This is a genomic window from Streptomyces sp. NPDC004111, assembly GCF_042874215.1.
GTDB lineage: Bacteria > Actinomycetota > Actinomycetes > Streptomycetales > Streptomycetaceae > Streptomyces.
Genome location: NZ_JBIAMU010000010.1, coordinates 182,474 through 201,215, shown reverse-complemented (window position 1 = coordinate 201,215; position 18,742 = coordinate 182,474). Strand labels below are relative to the sequence as shown.

General features: G+C 73.3%; 17 protein-coding genes. 7 read left to right on the top strand and 10 right to left on the bottom strand.

Translation table 11 applies throughout. From position 1 onward, the window contains the following. Positions 1-138: 138 nt before the first annotated feature. Positions 139-1,422, top strand: a complete 1,284-nt coding sequence (locus ACFYVL_RS21090) for a serine hydrolase domain-containing protein (protein ID WP_389246922.1) — start codon at positions 139-141, stop codon at positions 1,420-1,422. A gap of 96 nt (positions 1,423-1,518) precedes the next feature. Here the strand turns inward: ACFYVL_RS21090 and ACFYVL_RS21085 are convergent, their stop codons facing one another. The 4 genes from ACFYVL_RS21085 to ACFYVL_RS21070 all read right to left on the bottom strand — a co-directional run bounded on the left by ACFYVL_RS21085 (position 1,519) and on the right by ACFYVL_RS21070 (position 5,132). Next, on the bottom strand, positions 1,519-2,511 hold the full coding sequence (locus ACFYVL_RS21085) for an SGNH/GDSL hydrolase family protein (RefSeq protein WP_389246920.1): 993 nt from the start codon (positions 2,509-2,511) through the stop codon (positions 1,519-1,521). After that, complete coding sequence (locus ACFYVL_RS21080; protein WP_389246918.1) at positions 2,508-3,638, bottom strand: hypothetical protein; 1,131 nt, start codon at positions 3,636-3,638, stop codon at positions 2,508-2,510. Before ACFYVL_RS21080 ends, ACFYVL_RS21085 begins: the two co-directional genes overlap by 4 nt. Positions 3,639-3,790: 152 nt before the next feature. After that, complete coding sequence (locus ACFYVL_RS21075; RefSeq protein WP_389246916.1) at positions 3,791-4,372, bottom strand: GNAT family N-acetyltransferase; 582 nt, start codon at positions 4,370-4,372, stop codon at positions 3,791-3,793. 127 nt (positions 4,373-4,499) lie between these two features. After that, positions 4,500-5,132: a hypothetical protein gene (locus ACFYVL_RS21070; protein ID WP_389246914.1), complete on the bottom strand. Its 633-nt coding sequence runs from the start codon at positions 5,130-5,132 to the stop codon at positions 4,500-4,502. Between the two features lie 252 nt (positions 5,133-5,384). On the opposite strand from ACFYVL_RS21070, the gene ACFYVL_RS21065 reads away from it, so the two are divergent. Next, complete coding sequence (locus tag ACFYVL_RS21065) at positions 5,385-6,041, top strand: PadR family transcriptional regulator (RefSeq protein WP_389246912.1); 657 nt, start codon at positions 5,385-5,387, stop codon at positions 6,039-6,041. Between the two features lie 93 nt (positions 6,042-6,134). Here ACFYVL_RS21065 and ACFYVL_RS21060 read toward each other — a convergent pair whose 3' ends face one another. Next, positions 6,135-7,166 (bottom strand): alpha/beta hydrolase, encoded by a 1,032-nt coding sequence (locus tag ACFYVL_RS21060; protein ID WP_389246911.1) that lies wholly within the window; start codon positions 7,164-7,166, stop codon positions 6,135-6,137. Positions 7,167-7,343: 177 nt separating this feature from the next. Continuing rightward, positions 7,344-7,991 carry a glyoxalase gene (locus ACFYVL_RS21055; RefSeq protein ID WP_389246909.1) on the bottom strand — a complete coding sequence of 216 codons (648 nt, stop codon included), beginning with the start codon at positions 7,989-7,991 and terminating at the stop codon, positions 7,344-7,346. 171 nt (positions 7,992-8,162) lie between these two features. Between ACFYVL_RS21055 and ACFYVL_RS21050 the strand changes: the two genes are divergently transcribed. The 3 genes from ACFYVL_RS21050 (at position 8,163) to ACFYVL_RS21040 (ending at position 10,826) form a co-directional block, all read left to right on the top strand. Beyond that, a complete protein-coding gene (locus tag ACFYVL_RS21050; protein ID WP_389246908.1) occupies positions 8,163-8,747 on the top strand; it encodes a TetR/AcrR family transcriptional regulator in 585 nt (194 codons plus the stop codon). Positions 8,748-8,991: 244 nt separating this feature from the next. After that, a complete protein-coding gene (locus ACFYVL_RS21045; protein ID WP_389246907.1) occupies positions 8,992-10,173 on the top strand; it encodes a GDSL-type esterase/lipase family protein in 1,182 nt (393 codons plus the stop codon). Positions 10,174-10,370: 197 nt separating this feature from the next. Next, the gene (locus ACFYVL_RS21040) at positions 10,371-10,826 is read left to right on the top strand and encodes a nuclear transport factor 2 family protein (RefSeq protein ID WP_389246906.1); all 456 of its coding nucleotides are present in this window, start codon (positions 10,371-10,373) and stop codon (positions 10,824-10,826) included. Here ACFYVL_RS21040 and ACFYVL_RS21035 read toward each other — a convergent pair. From ACFYVL_RS21035 to ACFYVL_RS21025, 3 genes are all read right to left on the bottom strand, one after another. Further along, a complete protein-coding gene (locus tag ACFYVL_RS21035; protein WP_389247123.1) occupies positions 10,747-12,318 on the bottom strand; it encodes an MFS transporter in 1,572 nt (523 codons plus the stop codon). The two genes, ACFYVL_RS21040 and ACFYVL_RS21035, sit on opposite strands and share 80 nt — an antisense overlap. Before the next feature lie 83 nt (positions 12,319-12,401). After that, entirely contained in the window at positions 12,402-13,049 is a 648-nt protein-coding gene (locus ACFYVL_RS21030; RefSeq protein WP_389246905.1) for a TetR/AcrR family transcriptional regulator, read from the bottom strand. A 185-nt stretch (positions 13,050-13,234) separates the two neighbouring features. Next, a complete protein-coding gene (locus tag ACFYVL_RS21025) occupies positions 13,235-14,938 on the bottom strand; it encodes a chitinase (RefSeq protein WP_389246903.1) in 1,704 nt (567 codons plus the stop codon). A gap of 832 nt (positions 14,939-15,770) precedes the next feature. On the opposite strand from ACFYVL_RS21025, the gene ACFYVL_RS21020 reads away from it, so the two are divergent. Together ACFYVL_RS21020 and ACFYVL_RS21015 are read left to right on the top strand one after the other, a co-directional pair. Continuing rightward, positions 15,771-17,054 carry an NAD(P)/FAD-dependent oxidoreductase gene (locus tag ACFYVL_RS21020; RefSeq protein ID WP_389246901.1) on the top strand — a complete coding sequence of 428 codons (1,284 nt, stop codon included), beginning with the start codon at positions 15,771-15,773 and terminating at the stop codon, positions 17,052-17,054. 116 nt (positions 17,055-17,170) lie between these two features. Beyond that, positions 17,171-17,905 (top strand): hypothetical protein, encoded by a 735-nt coding sequence (locus ACFYVL_RS21015; protein ID WP_389246900.1) that lies wholly within the window; start codon positions 17,171-17,173, stop codon positions 17,903-17,905. 28 nt (positions 17,906-17,933) lie between these two features. On the opposite strand, the gene ACFYVL_RS21010 is transcribed toward ACFYVL_RS21015, so the two are convergent. After that, positions 17,934-18,485 carry a YciI family protein gene (locus tag ACFYVL_RS21010; RefSeq protein ID WP_389246898.1) on the bottom strand — a complete coding sequence of 184 codons (552 nt, stop codon included), beginning with the start codon at positions 18,483-18,485 and terminating at the stop codon, positions 17,934-17,936. Positions 18,486-18,742 lie beyond the last annotated feature (257 nt).

The following is an 18,742-nucleotide window of genomic DNA, read 5'->3' as shown; positions in this document are numbered from 1 at the left end:
CGCCACCCCGGGGCGGGGGTTGGGAGCACAGTGACAGGGGTGCTGGCCGGATCGTCTGCGAAAGCTGATGCGGAGAGGCTGATTCCGAAGCGCCGGACGCGACAGCGGTCCGGCACCGGAAGCCTTGAGGAGCAGCACATGGCAGTACGTCGGACGATGCGCACCGGAGCGATGGGGCTCGCGGCGGCGCTGGCCGTCACCGCGTTCGCCCAGCCCGCGTTCGCGGAGACGCGGGGCGCGGAGCAGAGCGCCGGTCAGAACTCGCGGTCCGCCGGGCAGCACGCGGCGACGCAGCGCGCGATGGAGGAGATGGTCGCCGCGGGCAGCCCCGGACTGGTCGCCGAGGCCATCGACGACCAGGTGTGGAAGGGCACTGCGGGCGTCGGCGACCGGCGGACGGGCAAGCCGCGCGGGGCCGACGACCGGTTCCGGATAGGCAGCATCACCAAGACGTTCGTGGCCACCGTGCTGCTCCAGCTGGAGGCGGAGGGCAGGCTCGACCTCGACGACACCGTGGACCGGTGGCTGCCGGGGATGGTGCGGGGCAACGGCAACGACGGCCGCACCATCACGGTCCGTCAGCTCCTCAACCACACCAGCGGCCTCTACAACTACACCAACGACGCGGCCTTCACGGACCGCAACCTGCTCGGCGGCTTCCTGAAGCACCGCTTCGAGACCCACACCCCGCGCGAACTCGTGCGCGTCGCGCTGCGGCACAAGCCCGACTTCGCGCCCGGCGCCCGGCACTCGTACTCCAACACCGGTTACATCCTGGCCGGGCTGATCATCGAGAAGGTGACCGGGAAGAGCTACGAGCAGGCGGTGCGCGAGCGGGTCATCAACCGGCTCGGGCTGCGCCAGACGAGCCTGCCGGGCACCAACCCGTTCATGCCGGCCAAGAGTTCGCGGGCGTACTCGAAGCTGACCCGCGACCCCGCGGCGACGAAGATCTACGACGCCACCGAGCACAACATGTCGTGGGGCTGGTCCGCGGGCGACATGATCTCGACGACCAGTGACCTCAACCGCTTCTTCACCGCCCTGATGCGCGGCAAGCTGATGCCCGCCAAGCAGCTCGCCGAGATGCGGACGGCGGTGCCCGCCCCGGACAACCCCGTCTACTCCGGCTACGGGCTCGGGCTGTACAACGTGCGCACCTCGTGCGGCGCGAACCTGTGGGGGCACAGCGGCGGCACCGTCGGCTCCAACTCGGAGACCGCGATCACCCCCGACGGCCGTCACACCATCTCCTACAACCGCAACGGCGACTGGGGGCCGCTGCTCGTGGTCGAGGCGGAGTTCTGCGGAAACGACAAGGCCAAGTCCGACAAGGCCAAGTCCGGGATGACGAAGTCCGAGGGAGCGCAGTCCGGGAAGTCGGAGCCGGGGGCCGTGAACAGGGTCCCGGTGTTCGGCTGATCACCGGCCCCTGATCCCCGGGCCCTCAGCCCCGGCCCTTGGTCCCCGTCCCCGGGGACGTACGGCCCGGCCCCGGGGACGTGCGGCCCCGGCCCCTCAGCCGATCCCCCGCAGGTACTCCTCCACGGTCGCCGTGATCGCCTTGCTGTAGCGGACGATCCCCGGTGAGTGCACCGGACACGGGCGTGGCGTGGTGGTGGTCGGGGCCTGGCAGAAGTGCATCGGGTCGTCGTCCCGGTGGAGCGTGGTCAGTCCGCCGACGCAGTCGCCGGGCCGGGCACGCTCCTCGTCGTTGCAGGGCAGCCGCTGCTGCCACACGTATCTCCGGTCCGGGTCGCTCACCGAGCGGCCCGCGTCGGAGACGGTGTCACCGGTGGCGGCTGCCTGGGTCTGGTACATCGTATTGACGCGCTGGGTGCGGTCCGTCGAGAACGGGTCGGGGCCCTGGAGCACCCAGACGATGCGCGGCCGGGGTATCCCGGCGGACCGGGCCGCGTCCGCGATCTGCGCGGTGAGCGTTCCGGCGTCCCTGGCGTACCGCTCGTAGTACTGGGGGCTGCCCTGGGCGATGTTGTCCATGCACGGGGTGAACCCCCAGGAGTTGCCCCAGAACTGGAGCACCACGACCCGTGGCCGGTGGGCCTTGACCAGCGTCGCCGCCTTGTCGCCCGGCGGTACGAGGGAGTCGACGGCGCGGCCGGTCAGGTAGTCGCAGAGGGTGGTGCCCGAGTAGGGCGCGCTGTGCACGGTCCCCCGGCCGGTGGCGCCGATCCGCTCGCCGAGCACGTTCTGGCTCTCCATCGCGAAGGAGTCCCCGAGGTAGAGCACCGGGTACTTCCGGCGCGGCGCGGGCGGTGCCGGGGGCGGTTTCGCTGCCGGGGTCCGCCGGGCGGTACCGGGCCCCTTCGTGGCCGGGGGCGGGTCGGTGGGCCGGGCGGACGGCGAGGGTTCGGGCGGGCCGGGTCTCGCCGCGGCCACCACGCCGGGGCCCGGCGGTTCGCCGCCGGAGAGGTCCGGGGACGCCGTGCAGCCGGCGGCCGTCAGCAGTCCGGCCAGGGCGACGACGGTGGCGTGCCAAGGCCGCCTCATCCCGCGAACCGTTCCGCGTACGCCGTGGTCGGTGGTGCCGGGGTGGGGCTGGTGAGGCCCACGGACCAGAACTCCGAGGTGCCGGGCACCGCCGTCACGTCGTTGAGGTACGGCGCGGGGGCCGCACCGGCCGGGCCCCGTACGGCGGTCCAGCCCGCGCCCTCCCTGTGGAGGTGGGTGCTGCGGGTCTGGTCGTGGTAGTTCCAGCCGGAGATCCAGGCGGCGCGGCCCTGGGCGTCGCCCGCGATCCCGGTCAGCGCACCGGCCGTGAAGCCGGGGTCCGCGGCCGTCCACGCGGTGCCGTCGAAGTGGCGCAGTACGGGGCTTCCGGGGCGGCCCGGCGGCCCGCCGACACCGGCTTCCGTGCCCACCGCCCAGATGTCGCCGGGGCCCGCGACGTGCAGGTCGCCGATGCTCAGACGCAGACCGCCGATGGTGGGCAGCACCGTCCACGTGCCGTTCCAGCGGGCCGCGAGCCCGGACCAGCCGGAGCCGGTCGGCAGGTCCCCGCACACCCACACCTCGCCCGCCGCGCCCGCGACGACCCGGTACAGGGAGGCGCCCGACCCGGGCAGCGGGTCGAGCCACCGCCAGGTGGTGCCGTCCCCGCACAGCAGCCGGGCCGCGCCGCCCCGGCTGCCGCCCACCCACACCCGCCCGTCGGGGCCGACGGCCACCGAGTGCAGCCGGAGGTCCGGTTCGCCGCTGCCGGGGAACGCGGCCGGCTGCCAGGTGGTGCCGTCCCAGCGCAGCAGGGGGCTCGCGCCCCCGGCGGGCAGCCCGACGCACCACGCCGAGCCGGGGCCGGCGGCCACGTCGCTGAGCCTGCCCGAGTAGTTCAGGTGGGAGAGGTCTGTCTCGGCCCAGCCGCTCCCGTTCCGGTGCACGGCCAGCGCGCGCCCCTGCGAGGGCCCGCTGCGGGCCTGCTCCCCTACGGCCCAGGCCAGTTGGGGCCCGGCGGCGGAGATCCGGCGCAGCTGCGCGGCCGGCGCACCGCCGGGCACCGCCAGGGTCTCCCACTGGGCAGCCCTCGCCCCGGGCACCCGGGCCCGTGCCGTCCCCGTGGTGAGCACCGCACCGGGAACCGCTCCGACCATCGCCGCCAGTAATCGCCTTCTTCGCACCACGGGTCCGCCTTCCGGGGAAACGTCCGCACACAGAGGACACAGAGGAGGGACCACCCTGGACCGCCCGGACGCGGGGACCTAGATACCTGGGTGACAAATTTCGGCGGCCGTGGCCGGGCGGACGGCACAACGCGGGAGCGGCGGGCGCACCGTCACCACAGTTTGTCGATTTCTCCGGGGTGGAGGGCGATGCGGCTGTCCCGGAAGGCGGGTTCCGCCCGGCGGGCGCGGGACGAGAAGAAGGCGGCCAGGGTGACCTTGTCGAAGCCGGGCCGGTCGCTGGGGAACGGGTCGTCCGGGGTCCCGCCGATCAGCACCGCGCCGGGGAGCACCTGCCAGCCCGCGCCCTCGTAGAAGGCCCGCAGCGGGCTGTCGCAGGTGAACAGGCCGAGGTCCAGGTCCCGCGCGGCCATCGCCTCGCGGGCCGCAGCCACCAGACGCCCGCCGTGCCCGTGTCCCCTGCTCTCCTTGCGGGTCGCCACCGTGCTGAGCCCGCCGGCCGCGTACCGCGCGCCCGCGTGGCCGATCTCCTTGACGAGGACGTCCAGGGCCGCCAGCACCGTACCGCCGTCGACGAGCAGCATGGACAGGGGCCGCAGCGCGGGGTCGTGCACGGGGGCTTCGGGCGGTGCTTGCTGTCCGGGCGGGGACGGCCAGGCCTGCTCCTGGATCTCCCGCACCTGCGTGCGCAGGGCGGGCGGGACGGCTTCTTCGGGGAAGGAGAGGATCTGCACGCACCGATTCTCCGCACGGAAGGCGACGGCGCAACGTGTTTCGCCTCCCCGCACGGGGCCGCGGGCACCGGCTGCGGGCGCGCCCCCCTCGACTCCCCCACGGGCTGTGGGCGCGCCAGGCCCTTCGTCAGTGGGCGCCGGGGTGCGCGGGCGGCGGTGGGGACCCGTCCCCGAAGGGGTTGCCGTGCCCGGGGAGCCGTGCGCCGGGCGGCAGGTACCGTACGCGGCCCTGCGGCCCGGTCACCGCGACGAGCCCGGCGGCCTCCAGCTTCGCGGCGTGCTTCGCGCGCCAACGCCGGCTCGCGGCGGTGGCGACGGGCAGCAGGGCCATCAGTACGGCCCAGCCGATCGCCGTCGCGAGCACGGCGGTGGTGCTGCCGCGGAACCGGTAGCCGATGGCCAGGGCCGTCACCGTGAGGAAGAGCGCCATCAGCGCCGCCGCCTGCTCCGGGGTGGTCCGGGTGGCGAGGTCGAACATCATGCGTGCCTTGAGGATCCGGACCTCTTCGGGGGCGTAGGGCGGCAGCGCGGACCCGTCGGCCGCGTCCGGGTAGCGCTCGCGGTTGCGGGCGGCACGGGCGCGGCCTTCCGGGGTGGGGTCCGGCACGATCAACAGCACCATTCCGTGGCCCTGCGGCCCGCCGCCCTGCCGCACGTCCGCGTACTCGTAGCCGAACTGCTGGGCGACGAAGGCGAGTCGGGACAGCTTCTTCCAGGACGTCAGCGTGCTGGAGACCTCGACCGGCCGGCCGCTCTCCATGCTCCGCAGCATCTTCCGTATCTGGCGCCTGCCCATCCGCCGCCCCCGTCTCTCGCGTCCCGACAGTTTTCCATGCGGGGGTCACGCGGCTCCGCCAGGTCGTGCGCTCGTGAGATCCTCCGATCCAAACTGTTGCATCTAGATGGTTACCGATATATCGTTTTGAGTGTCGGTTGATGAAAGCTCGCCCGACGAGCCCCCGGACACCGGCATCCATCCGCATGACACTGATGACATCGAAGGAGTTCGATCATGAACAGCACACAGCGAGACCAAGAGTTCGGCCCCGAGGGATTCCGGCGCTTCCGGGGAGGTCCCGGCGGCCGTGGCGGATTCGATCCCGGCGCGGGCTTCCCCGAGGGCCCCGGACGTCCCGGCGAGCGGCGCGGCAGGGGTCACCATCACGGCATGGGCGGTGGCCCGCGCGGCATGCGGGGCGGTGGCCCTCGCGGCGCCGGTCGCGGCCGGGCACGGCGCGGCGACGTCCGTGCGGCGGCACTGGCCCTGCTGGCCGAGCGCCCGATGCACGGTTACGAGATGATCCAGGAACTGGAGGCCAGGACCGGTGGCGTGTGGCGCCCCAGCCCCGGCTCCCTGTACCCGGCCCTGCAGTTGCTGCAGGACGAGGGCCTGGTCACCGCGGACGACTCCAGCGGCAAGCGGCTGCTGACCCTCACCGAAGCGGGCCGCGAGGCGCGGGCCGCCGCCGGGGACGACGACCGCCCCTGGGAGCAGATCACCGCGGGCGTCCCGCCGGTGCACAAGGTGCTGCGCGACGGGATCGACCAGATCGCGACGGCCGCACGCCAGGTCGCCGAGGTGGGCACGGACGAGGAGAAGGCCAAGGCGGCCCAGATCCTCACCGACACCCGCAAGGCCCTGTACCGGCTGCTCGCCGACAGTGAGTGAGCACGCCCGGCGCATGCCGTCCTGGGAACGTGGGAGTGGGGCCCGGCCGTTGGCCGGGCCCCACTCTCCTGTCCGCTCGCGCACTCCGGAGCCCTAGACCCCGGCTTCACCCGCCCGGCCCGCGCCGAGGGTGCGCCGGAGCCAGCGGGTGCGGGCGTCACGCGCGTTCCGGCTGACCGCTGCCTCCGGGGCGAAGCTGTCGAAGCCGTGGAACGCCCCGGGCCACACGTGCAGTTCGGCCTCTCCGCCCGCCTGCCAGATCGCGTCCGCGTAGGCCACGCACTCGTCCCGCAGAGTCTCGGCGGAACCGACATCGAGGTAGGCCGAAGCCAGCCCCGCCACCCCCGACTCCCCCACCGCCCCCGACAGCTCGGCCGCACGGGCGGGCGCCGCGTAGGGCGGCAGGTCCGCGGCGCCGTACCGGTCGCCCAGGTACGCCTGCCACACCGTGCGTGCGGACGTACGGTCCCAGGTGTCGACGGAGCCCAACTGCCGTACGGAAAAAGTACGGTCGCGGTCGTCGAGCATCGGCGACATCAGCAACTGCCCGACAGGGGTGGGACCGCCCCGGTCGCGGGTGAGCAGGGCGAGTGCCGCGGCGAGGCAGCCCCCGGCGCTCCTGCCGCCGAGGACGATACGGCCGGCGTCGATGCCCAGTTCGCCGGCGTGCCCGGCGGCCCAGACGAGGCCGGAGTAACAGTCCTCCAGCGCCCCCGGATACCGCGTCCGCGGCGACAGCCGGTACGCGACGGAGACGACGGCCATCTCCAGCGGGAGGGCCCAGTCGGCGAGCAACCGGGGCAGCACGGACCACGCGTTGCCCATGACGAGCCCACCGCCGTGCAGGTAGTACAGCAGCGGCAGCGGCCGGGAAACCCCGGCGGGCCGAGCACTGACGAGCGTCACCTCGGGCGCACCCGGCGGCCCCGGCACCCGCACCTCCGCCACCTCGAACCGGCCGCCGTCCCGGAGTTCGTCGACCGTGGGCCGGGGCCGGGTCGCGACGTCCCGTGCCTGCTGTTCGGCGAGGTTCTCAGGGGTGAGCGGGTCGCCGCCCCCGAACCCGGAGGCCGCGAGCGCCGCCGCGAGCTCGGGATCGAACGGCGGCAGCGCACCGCCCCTCACGACAGCCACCCCTCACGGAGAAGCAGACACCGGCCAACGCCCGGCGCCGCCGCCCCTGTTCTCTTCGTCTGCGTGGCGGCACGGAAGCACATCTGCACGAGATCCATGCGCCGCAGTCAACCACCGCCGCACGGCGGGCGGGGTCCCGGTCACCCGTTCCCACCCGCACGCCCCCTGTCAGCTCGCGGCCGCCTGTGCCGTGGTCTCCCAGGGGAAGCCGTCCGGGTCGGTGAAGTCCGCCGCGTCGCCGCCGAGTACGAGCCGGTGGGAGCCGGTGCCCTCGGGGGTGACGCCGACTTCCTTGGCCAGCGCTCGGTGGCGGTAGAGCGCCAGCTTGACCGGGCCGCCGCCGGGCCCCTCGGCCGGTCCGGACTCGAACTCGGCGTACCTGCTGCCGAAGCTCTTCGCGACGGCGAGGCCCTGGGAGACGTAGAACCGCTTGCTCTCGGCGAAGTCCGCGACGCCCAGCAGGAGGACGAACTCGTCGATGCGGCGGGTGGCGGGGCCGGTGTTCTTCTTCGCCGAGGTCGCGAGCTTCCAGATCGCGCCGTCCGGGGCCCGCAGGACGCCGCCGTACCCCCAGAGCGACTTCGTGGCGGGCTTGAGGACGGTGGCTCCGGCGTCGACGGCGCTGGCGATCAGGCTGTCGACGTCGGCCGGCTGGGCCACGGTGAGCGCGAGGGAGAACCCGCGGAAACCGGTGGTCGGCGCTTCGGAGGCGCGCAGCCTCAGCTGCGGGGCGCCGAGTCCGAAGGCAGCGGTGTAGAAGCGGTCGGCGGCTGCGGTGTCGGTCACTTCGAGGGTGACGGATGCGATGTTTGCCATGCCCTCGAAGCTAGTTGCGGGCCGCCTGCCGGTGCTTCTCGAATCCTGATCGGTCGCACGCCCCCCTTGCCCGAGCACGGGATCCCTAAGTGGTTTGGTGATTTGCCTAATGGATTTAGGTGTGTGCATGGTTGGTGATGGCAGGAGCGGGCGGCGATGCGGAGGACGGTCATGGCGACACGGGCGGGACTGACCACGGAGCGCCTGGTGCGTGCGGGTGCGGAGCTGGCCGACGAGGTCGGCTTCGAGCACGCGACGCCCGCCGCCCTCGCACGGCGGGTCGGCGTCAGGACCGCGAGCCTGTACTCGCACGTCAAGAACGCCCACGACCTCAAGACCAGGATCGCGCTGCTCGCCCTTGAGGAGCTAGCCGACCTGGTGTCCGCCGCGATGGCCGGGCGGGCCGGCAAGGACGCCCTCGCCGCCTACGCGAACGTCTACCGCGACTACGCCCGCAAGCACCCGGGCCGCTTCGCCGCGGCGCAGTTCCGCCTCGACCCGGAGGCGGCGGCCGTCAGCGCCGGTGGGCGGCACGCGGCGATGATGCGGGCCATCCTGCGCGCGTACGACCTCGCGGAACCCCACGAGACGCACGCGGTGCGGCTGCTGGGCAGCGTCTTCAGCGGCTACGTCGGTCTGGAGATGGCGGGCGGCTTCAGCCACAGTGCGCCCGCCTCGCAGGAGACCTGGACCGAGATCCTCGACGCGCTCGACACACTGCTGCGGACCTGGCCCACCGCCTCCCGGCCCGGCTGAACCGGTTCGGCCGGGCCGGGAGACGGTGGGCCGGGCGGCCGTGGGCCGGGCGGCCGTGGGCCGGGAAGCGGTGGGCCGAGCGGCCGTGGGCCGGGCCCGGCTGCGGCTCCGTCCCGACGGACCGGTCGACCGATCGGTCCGTCCGCGCCGCTGGGCCCCCGCGCCGCTCGACCCCGGCCCGTGCCGCCTGCGCCGTTCGCGTGGGCCGACCCCGTACCCGTACCCCCTGGAAGAGACCCGCGAGATGCACACCGAACACGACTGGACCACCACCCCCGTCACCGCCGACCTGCTGCGCGGTGCCCTCGATCTGGAGCACACCGGGCGCGGCGTGCTGCCGCACCGGCTGCCCGCGGCGGCGCGGGCGCAGATCCCCGACGGCCAGCTGGCCATGGCGGAGTCGCAGCCCTCGGGCGTGCGGCTGGTCTTCCGCACCCGGGCGACCGACGTCGAACTGGACGTCGTGGCCACCAAGCGCGTCTACGCGGGCGTGCCGCCCCGGCCGGACGGGGTGTACGAACTCCTCGTCGACGGGCGGCCGATGGGCCGGGCCGTCGCGACGGAGGGCGACACGCTCACCATCGACATGGCCGCCGGAACCATGGAGCCCCGGCCCGGCCCCGTGGCGACCCTGCGCTTCGACGGGCTGCCCGGCGACGAGAAGGACGTCGAGATCTGGCTGCCGCACGACGAGACCACACAGCTGGTCGCCCTGCGCACCAACGCGCCCGTCGGTGCGACGCCGTCCGGCGGGCGCAAGGTCTGGCTGCACCACGGAAGTTCGATCAGCCACGGGTCCAACGCCACCACCCCGACGGGGACCTGGCCCGCCGTGGCCGCCGCTCTCGGCGGGGTGGAGCTGGTCAACCTGGGGTTCGGCGGCGGTGCGCTGCTCGACCCGTTCACCGCCCGCGCCATGCGCGACACCCCGGCCGACCTGATCAGCGTCAAGATCGGCATCAACATCGTCAACGCCGATCTGATGCGGCTGCGCGCGTTCGGCCCGGCCGTCCACGGGTTCCTGGACACCGTCCGCGAGGGGCACCCCACCGCCCCGCTGCTGGTCGTCTCGCCGCTCCTCTGCCCCATCCACGAGACCACGCCGGGCCCCTGCGCCGTGGACCCCGCGTCGCTGGGCGGCGGGCAGGTCCGGTTCGTGGCCACCGGCGACCCCGCGGAGACCGCCGCGGGCAAGCTGACCCTCACCGTGATCCGCGACGAACTGGCCCGGATCGTCAAGGAGCGCGCCGCCACCGACCCGAACCTGCACCACCTGAACGGCCTGGACCTCTACGGCGAGGCGGACCACGCCGAACTGCCGCTGCCCGACTCCCTGCACCCGGACGCCGCCACCCACCGGCGGATCGGTGAGCGCTTCGCGGAACTCGCCTTCACCGGGGGCCCGTTCGGCACGAAGGAGTCCTGAGAGAGGACTCCTGGGGGAGCTGTGCCGGGTGGGCGGGGCACGGCGCCGGTGCCGCACTGCCCCCGCCGCATTACCCCCGGGGTAATCGACCTTCCGCAGCTCCCTGGGCAGGATCGGAACCACCGGCGGAACACCCGCCGGGAGACATCCGCCGGGATCCGCCACCGGACACCGGTCACCGCTGTGAGGAGCACACCATGTCCGCCAAGTCCCCGGCACAGCAGCCCAGTTCGACCACCGCCGCGACGGTCGCCGAGGAGACCCGGGCGGTCGTGCAGGAGTTCCTGACCGCCCGGCTCGCCGGGGACACCGAGCGGCTCGTCGAGCTGTTCGCCGACAAGGTCGACTGGCTGCTCGCCGAGAACCCGGGCGTGCCGTGGATCAGGCCGCGGTCCACCGGCGCCGAGTGCGCGGCCCAGTTCACCGATCTGGCGCAGTACACGGTGGCCGAGGACTCACGCGCCTCCCTCGACGCCTTCCTCGTCGACGGCACCGACGCGGTACTGATGGGCCGCCTGTCGGGGACCGTACGTGCGACGGGGAAGTCCTTCGAGGGCCCGTTCGCACTGCGCCTCACCGTCGAGGAGGGCCGGATCGTCCGGCACCACCTGTACGAGAACAGTCTGTCGATCGCCGAGGCTTGCGCTCCGTAGCGACCGGCACCGGCACCGGCACCTGCTCCCGGCGTCCGGGACGTGCGGGCAGCAGGAGCGCGGGGAGTACGGCGAGGGCCGCGCAGCCCGCCAGGAGCAGGAAGGCGGCGCCCACCGAGGGTCCGGAGGGCGCCGCTGCCACCGCGGCGGCGGGCACCCCGGCCGTACCGGCGGCGAGGGCGATACCGAGGGCCGGGCCGATGTTCATGGCGGTCTGCTTGAGCCCGCCGACCACTCCCGCGTACCCGGCGGGCGCGTCGCCGACGACGGTCCCGGTGGCGGTGACCATCACGGTGGCGAAGCCCGCCCCCAGCACGGCGAAGGTCACGCCGGGGAACACCCACGGGGTCCCCGGACCGAGTCCGGTCAGCCCGGCGATGCCGAGGGAGACCAGGACGGTCCCGGCGAGTGCGGTGGCGCGCGGGCCGAACCTGCGTACCGCGACACCCGCGACGGGTGCCCCCACGACCATCAGCACGGTCATCGGCAGCACGCGCAGCCCGGTCGCGAGGGGGTCGAGGCGCATGACGGACTGGAGCTGGAAGGTCGCCGTGAACAGCGCGCCGAACAGTCCCGCAGCCGTGACCAGCAGCATCGCCATGGAAGCCGTCACCGGCACGCACCGGGACACCGCGCGCGGCACGATCGGCTCCTCGGTCCGCCGTTCGTGCAAGACGAGTACGGCGGCCAGGCCGGCGACGGCCAGGAACCCGAGCAGGGTGGGGGCCGCACTCCAGCCCTGTTCGGGCACCCCGGTCAGGGTGTGCACCAGAACCGCGAGCGCACCCGCGAGAAGGGCCGCACCGCCGAGGTCGAGACGGTGCCCCGGCACCAACGCGGCTCCCTCGGCGGCAGTTCGGACGTGCGCCGCCTCGGCAGACGGCACCGGCGCCCGGCTTCCCGGGAGCACGGGCCGACCGCGCTCGGCACCCCCACCGGGCCGGACAGGACCACCGGACCGGACAGGACCGGCGGGCCCGGCACGTCCCGCCGCCCCGACCGCGAGCGTGAACGCCGCGATCACCAGTGCCATCGGCACATTGATCCAGAACACGGCCTGCCAGCCCAGCTGGACGACCAGCACTCCCCCGATCACCGGCCCCGCCCCCGCCGCGACCGCGATGGCGCTGGTACGGACGGCCACCGGCGTGCCGAGCCGGTCCGGCGGCCAGGTCAGCCGCAGCAGCGCGAGCGTCGCCGGCTGGAGCAGCGCCCCGCACACCCCTTGCAGCACCCGCAGCCCGATCACCCAGCCGATCGACGGCGCGAGCGCGATCCCGGCCGACGCCGCCCCGAAGCCGAGCACTCCGCCGCAGAGCAGCCGTACGTGTCCGTACCGGTCGCCGAGGCGGCCGGCGACGACGAGGAGCGCGGCGACCGCGAGCAGATAGCCGGTGCTGGTCCACTGCACCTGGGCCATGCTCGCGCCGAGCCCGCGTTGGAGGGCGGGCTGTGCCACCAGCAGGACGGTGCCGTCGAGCGCGACGAGCATCGCCCCGCCCGCACTGGCGAGCAGAGCGAGGTGCCGCCCGGGGCCCGGCCGGGAGACCGCACCGGACGGCCCCGCGGGCGCGCTCACTCGGCCACCGGGCCCAGATGGGCGTCCAGCGCGGCCGTGACCAGTTGGTCGAGCGGCGCACCGGTCCGGGGCCCGTCCGTGGCCGCCGCGTCGCCGAGTACGAGCGGCAGGCTCTCGCCGAGCCACAGCTGTGCGATGCCGTGCAGATTCGCCCACAGGGCCGCCGCCGTCACCTGCGCCGACGGGAGGCCGGGGGGCGCGCCCCGCTCCGCCCGGCTCCGGGCGACCAGTTCGACGATGCGCCCGAAGAGCGGCAGGGTCGACTCGCGCAGCCGCCGCTCACCGGAACCGTGCTGCTCGCTGTCCAGCAGATCGTGCCGGAACATCAGCTCGAACATGCCCCGGTTCTCCCGCGCGTAGGAGACGTACTCCCGCGCGAGGGCGGCCAGTTGACCCCGCGCCGCACCCGGGCCCGTGGCTCCGGACGCCGCGGCGGCGAACCGCTTCCCGAGGTCCTGGAATCCGCGCCCGGCGATCGCCGAGAGCAGGGCGTGGTGGGTGGGGAAGTACCGGCGCGGCGCACCGTGGGACACCCCGGCCCGGCGGGCGATCTCCCGCAGCCCGAGCGCGGCGGAACCCTCGGCTGTCACCAGTTCCACTCCGACGTCGACCAGGTGGTCGCGGAGTGACTTGTCACTGTTCATAGACACTGTCTACCAGTCGCTAGTAGACAGTGTCTACCAAGCGCGCTCCTGCACCCTTCCCTATGAAAAGAGCCCGGCGCGTGCGGGGCAGTCCCCCACACGGGCCGGGCGGTTCAGGTGGTGAGCCGTGCAACGAGCCGGACGAACGGCTCACGGCTCACGGCTCACTGCTCACTGCTCACGGGCTACGGAAGGCCGTGGACGTGCGGGCCGACCGCGTTCGACCAGGCGTTGCCCGCGGTGGCGTCCCAGTTGGTCGACCAGGTCATCGCGCCACGCAGCGCCGGGTAGGTCTTGGCCGGCTTGTAGTTGCCGCAGCCGGTGCCCTTGGTGAGGCAGTCGAGGGCGTTGTTGACGATGGACGGGGAGACGTAGCCGCTGCCCGCGCCCCGCGTCGACGCCGGGACGCCGAGGCCGACCTGGGAGGCGTCGAGACCGCCTTCGAGCTGGATGCAGGCGAGTGCGGTGAGGAAGTCGACCGAGCCCTGGCTGTAGACCTTGCCGTCGCAGCCCAGCATCGAACCGCTGTTGTAGTACTGCATGTTGACGACCGTGAGGATGTCCTTCACGGCGAGCGCGGTCTTGAAGTACTCGGTGCCGGTGGACTGCATGTCGATGGTCTGCGGGGCCATGGTGAGGACCATGTTCGCGCCCGCCTTGGCCGACAGCTGGCGCAGGGCCTTGGTCAGGTAGGTGGAGTTGACGCCGTGTTCGAGGTCGATGTCGACGCCGTTGAAGCCGTACTCCTGCATCAGCGTGTAGGCGCTGTTGGCGAAGGCGGTCGCGGAGGCGTCGCTGTTGATGGTGACGTTGCCCTTCTCGCCGCCCACCGAGATGATCACCGACTTGCCGGCCGCCTTCTTCGCGGCGATGTCCGCCTTGAAGTCGGCGACATTGGTGTAGCCCACTGCCGGGTCGAGGTTGAAGACGATCTGGCCGGGCGTGGTGGTGGAGTCGGCGAAGGACACCGCGATGATGTCGTACTGGGCCTGGACGTCACGGAGCTTCTGGACGGTGGCGCCGTTGTTGAAGTTCTGCCAGTAGCCGGTCAGGGCGTGCTTGGGGACGTTCGGGTTCGGGCCGGGCCCGGTGCCGCCCTTCGACGTACGCCCGCTGACGACCGCGGACTTGGCGGACTCGCCGGCCGCGTTCGCCGCCGCGATCTGGAAGTCGTACGAGGTGTCGGCGCTGAGCCCGGTGACGCTCGTCGAGGTGCCGGGCACCGACTGCACCTTCGTACCCCCCTGGTAGACGTTGTACGAGGTGGCGCCGGAGACGCCGGACCAGGAAAGGGCCAGGGAGGAGGGGGTGGGCGAGCCGACGGTGAGACCGGCCGGGGTGGCCGGGATGCCGGGCTCGGGGTCGGTGCCGCCGCCACCGTCGGGGCCGAAGACGGAGACGTCGTCGACGAAGTAGGCGGCCTGGCCGTACCAGCCGTGGGTGTAGACGGTGACGGACTTGGTGTTCGGGCCCGCCTTGAAGGTGGTGGTCAGCTGCTTCCACTCGGTGGAGCCCGGCGACCAGGTCGACACGTCGGTGGTGCCGGTGCCACTCGCGCCGAGGTAGGCGTAACCGCCCTGGGTCCAGGCGGACAGCGTGTAAGTGGCACCGGGCTTGACGGCGACGGACTGCGAACAGCGGGCGTTGTCCTGCCCGGCCGGGGTCGCCTTGAGGGCGGCGGCACCGCCGTGGGTCGGGGTGCTGACGGAAGTACCGGCGGTACAGGTCCAGTTGGCGAGCCCGGACTCGAACCCTGCGTTCTTGGCGACGTTGAGGTCGGCGGCCTGCGCGGCGGGCGCGGTGGTGATGCCGACGGCGACGAGCGCGGCGGCCGTCAGGGCGGCGGAGACGACGGCGCGGCGTCTTGCGGGAGGTTGCTGGCGGTCCACGTGGAGCCTCCGGGGAGAGAGGTGTGGGGGAGGGGACGGGGATACGGTGGCCACCGTTGGTGCAGCAATCTGGTCCAGACCATTCAGGTTGTCAAGACCTCTGACGGAGATGGGGATTCGGGCTTCGCGGCGCCGGACCGCGCGGAACCCGCCGGTCGCGGCCTCGGTGCGACGAGCACCGCTGCCCGAAGCGCCCCGATGGCGAGCACCCGCCGAGCCGGTCCCGGCGACGACTCTCCTGTCCCCCGTACGAAGTCATGCAGAACCGATCCTCCACGCCGCGAACCGGCCCTCGGTACAAAGGCAGCACGACCCGACCGCATCCACGGCACTCACGGCACTCACGGCACCGCAACTAGACCCGACGGCTCGACCGCACGACCGCACGACGGCCCAACGGCCCGATCCGCAGGACTGCTCGACTCGACGACCGCCACCCCACCGATCCACCGACCTGCCGCCCCACCGATCCGCCGCCTCACCGCCTCACCACCCCACCGAAAGGCCACCCCTCATGACCGAACCGCACCCACGACGGCCACCGGCCCGCCCCGGCATCCCGCCGGACGGCATCACCTGATCCGCCGCGGACTTTTACGGCGCGGCAGGTCGGGGCAGTACCGCTGTGACCGCCGCACCGGCCGCCCGCAGGGCCTTCGCGTCCGGACGCACCCCGGCCGGGCGCCGATCGCCGCGGTTCGCACGCCCCGCGCGAACCCCGCGACACCGCTCATGGCCGCGACGCTTGACAAGTGATCATGCTCCTGACAGGAGTATCCCCAGCACTCGTACGACCCGACCGGCACCACACCCCGAAGGGGGCGATCAGGGCATGACCAAGCCCGAGAACACGGGATACGACTACGACGTCGTGATCAGCGGCGCCAGCCTCGCCGGCAGCGCCGCCGCGACCCTGCTCGCCCGGCGCGGGGTCCGCGTCGCCCTGCTGGAGCGCCACTCGGCCCCCGAGACGTACAAGGTGCTGTGCACCCACTCCCTCCAGGCCTGCGCCTACCCGGTGCTGGACGAACTGGGCCTGGTCGCGGACATCGAGAAGTCCGGGGCCGTGCACAACCAGGCGCGCTGGTACACCCGTTGGGGGTGGATCGAGCCCCGGGCCGCTCCGACGGGCCCGGCACTTCCGTTCGGGTACAACATCCGGCGCAGCACCCTGGACCCGCTGATCAGATCACGTGCCGCGGAGACCCCCGGGGTCGATCTGCTGCTGGGCCACCAGGTGACCGGGCTGATCGAGGAGGGCGGACGCGCCGTCGGGGTGACCGCGTCGACACCGCGGGGGGAGCGCAGGATCCGGGCCCGGCTGGTGGTGGGTGCCGACGGGAAGGACTCGGCGGTGGCGAAGTTCGCCAAGGTGCCGGTGCGGGAGAGCGAGAACACCCGGTTCGCCTATCTCGCGCACTTCCGCAACCTGCCGCTGCCCGGCGGGATGAGCCACACCTGGTTCCTCGAACCCGACATGGCCTACGCGTTCGTGAACGACGACGGGGTGACGGTCGTGGCGGTGCTCCCGGACAAGCGGCGGCTGCCCGCGTTCCGGGAGGATCTGGAGGGCAGCTTCCTGGAGTTCGTCCGCGCCCTCCCCGAGGCACCGCCGATCGACTCGGCCGAGCGCACCACGAAGATCATCGGCACCGTCAACTACCCGCTGCTCAGCCGGGAGCCGACCGCGCCCGGCGTGGCGCTGATCGGCGATGCCGCGCTGACCGGCGACCCGCTGTGGGGCGTGGGCTGCGGGTGGGCCCTGGAGACCGCGAAGTGGCTGGCCGAGGCGGTCGCGCCGGCCGCGGCGGGCCGGGGCGACCTGGACAGGGCGCTGGAGCTGTACGCGCGCAGGCACCGGCGCAGGCTGCGCGGCCACCAACTGCTGGCCGCCGACTTCGCGAAGGCCCGGCCCTTCAACCCCATGGAGCAGCTGGTGTTCGCGGCCGCGGCACGCGACGCGGCGATGGCGCGGCACATGTACCGCTTCGCGTCCCGGCTGATCGGTCCCCGGCGCTTCCTGAACCCCGCCGCGCTGGCCAGGGCCGCCGCCGTCAACATCAGGTACCACCGGATCGCGTCCCGCACCGCGCGCAGGCCGCACAAGGTGGCCTGACCGGAGCCGCGGCCCCGGGCGGCACGGGGTCGCGGCACCGGTCGTCGGCCGCGACGTGATGCACGGAGCCGCGTTCCGCCGGGCCGCGTGTCGGCGGGGTGTGATGGGATCCCCGCATGACGAACTGGTCGCACCTCACGCACGCGTACGGCTCGGCGGCGGACATACCCGCGCGGCTGGACGCGCTCGCCTCCGAACCAAGCTCCGCGCGGTGGAGCGACCTGTGGTCGGCGCTGTGCCACCAGGGCAGCGTCTACCCTGCCAGTTTCGCGGCACTGCCCTGGCTGGCCGCCACGGCGGGCAGCGACGACCGCAAGCAGTCCTCGAACGCGCTCTGTCTGGCGGGCGCGATCGTCGCCGGGGCCGACCAGCCGCACGGTGCGGGTGATGTCCGCGCGGAGCACGCGGCGGTGATCGCGGAACTGCTGGACTTGGCGAACGCGAACCTGCGGACGGCCACCGACCGGACCGACTACCTCTACCTCCTGGAAGCGGTGCTGCACTTCGAGGGCACGGTCGACCGGGCCGAGGACCTGGCGCACGGGCTGGTGGGCGAGGAGCTGGAACTCGCCTGCCCCAAGTGCGGGACGATGCTGTTCCTGGTGCTGGGCGAGCGCGGCTGTTTCTCCTGTGCGGAGGACTACGCGCTGTCGGACACCGATGTGGAGTCGCTGCCCCTGCGCCCGGCGGCACCCTCGGAACTGGATGCCACCGGACGGCGCCTGTACGAACTCGCGCTGGGGGACGACTGGCCGGACATCGCACGTGCGCTGACGTACGTCTTCGGCGCGGCCGGCTGCCCGGAGTGCGACGAGGGGTTCGCGGTGGCAACCGCGCTCGCCCAGCGCTGAACCTGCCCGCGCAGGCGGCGGAGGAGTCCTACCTGCGTCCGCCGAACTCCCAGTCGTGCACCTCGATCGCCGCGTACCGGTCCGCGCTGAGGACCGCGCGCGCGGCGGCCTCGTCCGGGGCCCGCAGCAGCGCCGCCGTGCCCAGCCACGTACCGCCGTCGTCGGACAGCAGCGGTCCGTAGGCGATCAGGTCGTCCCGTACGGCGTCCGGTATCCCGGCGTCGGCGGGTTCTCCCGAGCCGAGGCCCAGCACCAGGTAGCGGTTGCCGCCGGACGACCCGCCGGGGAACTCCCACATGGTGCGGCCCAGGAGGTTGCGCCAGCGGCGCAGCAGCACGTCCCGGTACACGCCCGCCTGCTGGTTGGGCTCGTCGAAGGCGAACGCGCGGGCGGCGGCCGGGTCGGGGAGGTCGACGATGTGCACGCTGCCGGAGCAGGTCTCGCCGTCGGGGGCGAAGGTGGGACCGCGCGCGATCAGCTTCTTGTCGTAGCGGTCCATGTAGGACCAGTGGGCTTCGGCCAGCTCCTCGCGCAGGGGCATCGAGCCGGGGCGGTCGCGGTGGAGGACGAGGAATTCCATGATCGGACCCTCTCCCGGGGGCGGGGCGGCTGTCGAGCCCTTTCGGCGCGGCTCCCGCAGGCCCGCTCCGGCGGGGCCGGCTCGTCCGGCGCGGCCGGCCCGCGTCCGGCGCCCTGCCCGGCACAGCATCTCTAAACCTCGACTTCAGGGTTACTCTTCGTTTTCCCGGCCGTCCGGCGCACGGCTTCCGGGCCCCGGTTCCCCGCCCTTTCCGTGCCCGCAGGCCTCTGGGAAACGCAGGTCCCCCGCGCTACCCT

Excerpts from the sequence above, each read along its gene's own strand:
- ACFYVL_RS21090 (WP_389246922.1), top strand. The coding sequence starts at position 139 with ATGGCAGTACGTCGGACGATGCGCACCGGAGCGATGGGGCTCGCGGCG.
- ACFYVL_RS21085 (WP_389246920.1), bottom strand. The coding sequence starts at position 2,511 with ATGAGGCGGCCTTGGCACGCCACCGTCGTCGCCCTGGCCGGACTGCTG.
- ACFYVL_RS21070 (WP_389246914.1), bottom strand. The coding sequence starts at position 5,132 with ATGGAGAGCGGCCGGCCGGTCGAGGTCTCCAGCACGCTGACGTCCTGG.
- ACFYVL_RS21065 (WP_389246912.1), top strand. The coding sequence starts at position 5,385 with ATGAACAGCACACAGCGAGACCAAGAGTTCGGCCCCGAGGGATTCCGG.
- ACFYVL_RS21055 (WP_389246909.1), bottom strand. The coding sequence starts at position 7,991 with ATGGCAAACATCGCATCCGTCACCCTCGAAGTGACCGACACCGCAGCC.
- ACFYVL_RS21050 (WP_389246908.1), top strand. The coding sequence starts at position 8,163 with ATGGCGACACGGGCGGGACTGACCACGGAGCGCCTGGTGCGTGCGGGT.
- ACFYVL_RS21045 (WP_389246907.1), top strand. The coding sequence starts at position 8,992 with ATGCACACCGAACACGACTGGACCACCACCCCCGTCACCGCCGACCTG.
- ACFYVL_RS21040 (WP_389246906.1), top strand. The coding sequence starts at position 10,371 with ATGTCCGCCAAGTCCCCGGCACAGCAGCCCAGTTCGACCACCGCCGCG.
- ACFYVL_RS21035 (WP_389247123.1), bottom strand. The coding sequence starts at position 12,318 with ATGCTCGTCGCGCTCGACGGCACCGTCCTGCTGGTGGCACAGCCCGCC.
- ACFYVL_RS21030 (WP_389246905.1), bottom strand. The coding sequence starts at position 13,049 with ATGAACAGTGACAAGTCACTCCGCGACCACCTGGTCGACGTCGGAGTG.
- ACFYVL_RS21020 (WP_389246901.1), top strand. The coding sequence starts at position 15,771 with ATGACCAAGCCCGAGAACACGGGATACGACTACGACGTCGTGATCAGC.
- ACFYVL_RS21015 (WP_389246900.1), top strand. The coding sequence starts at position 17,171 with ATGACGAACTGGTCGCACCTCACGCACGCGTACGGCTCGGCGGCGGAC.
- ACFYVL_RS21010 (WP_389246898.1), bottom strand. The coding sequence starts at position 18,485 with ATGGAATTCCTCGTCCTCCACCGCGACCGCCCCGGCTCGATGCCCCTG.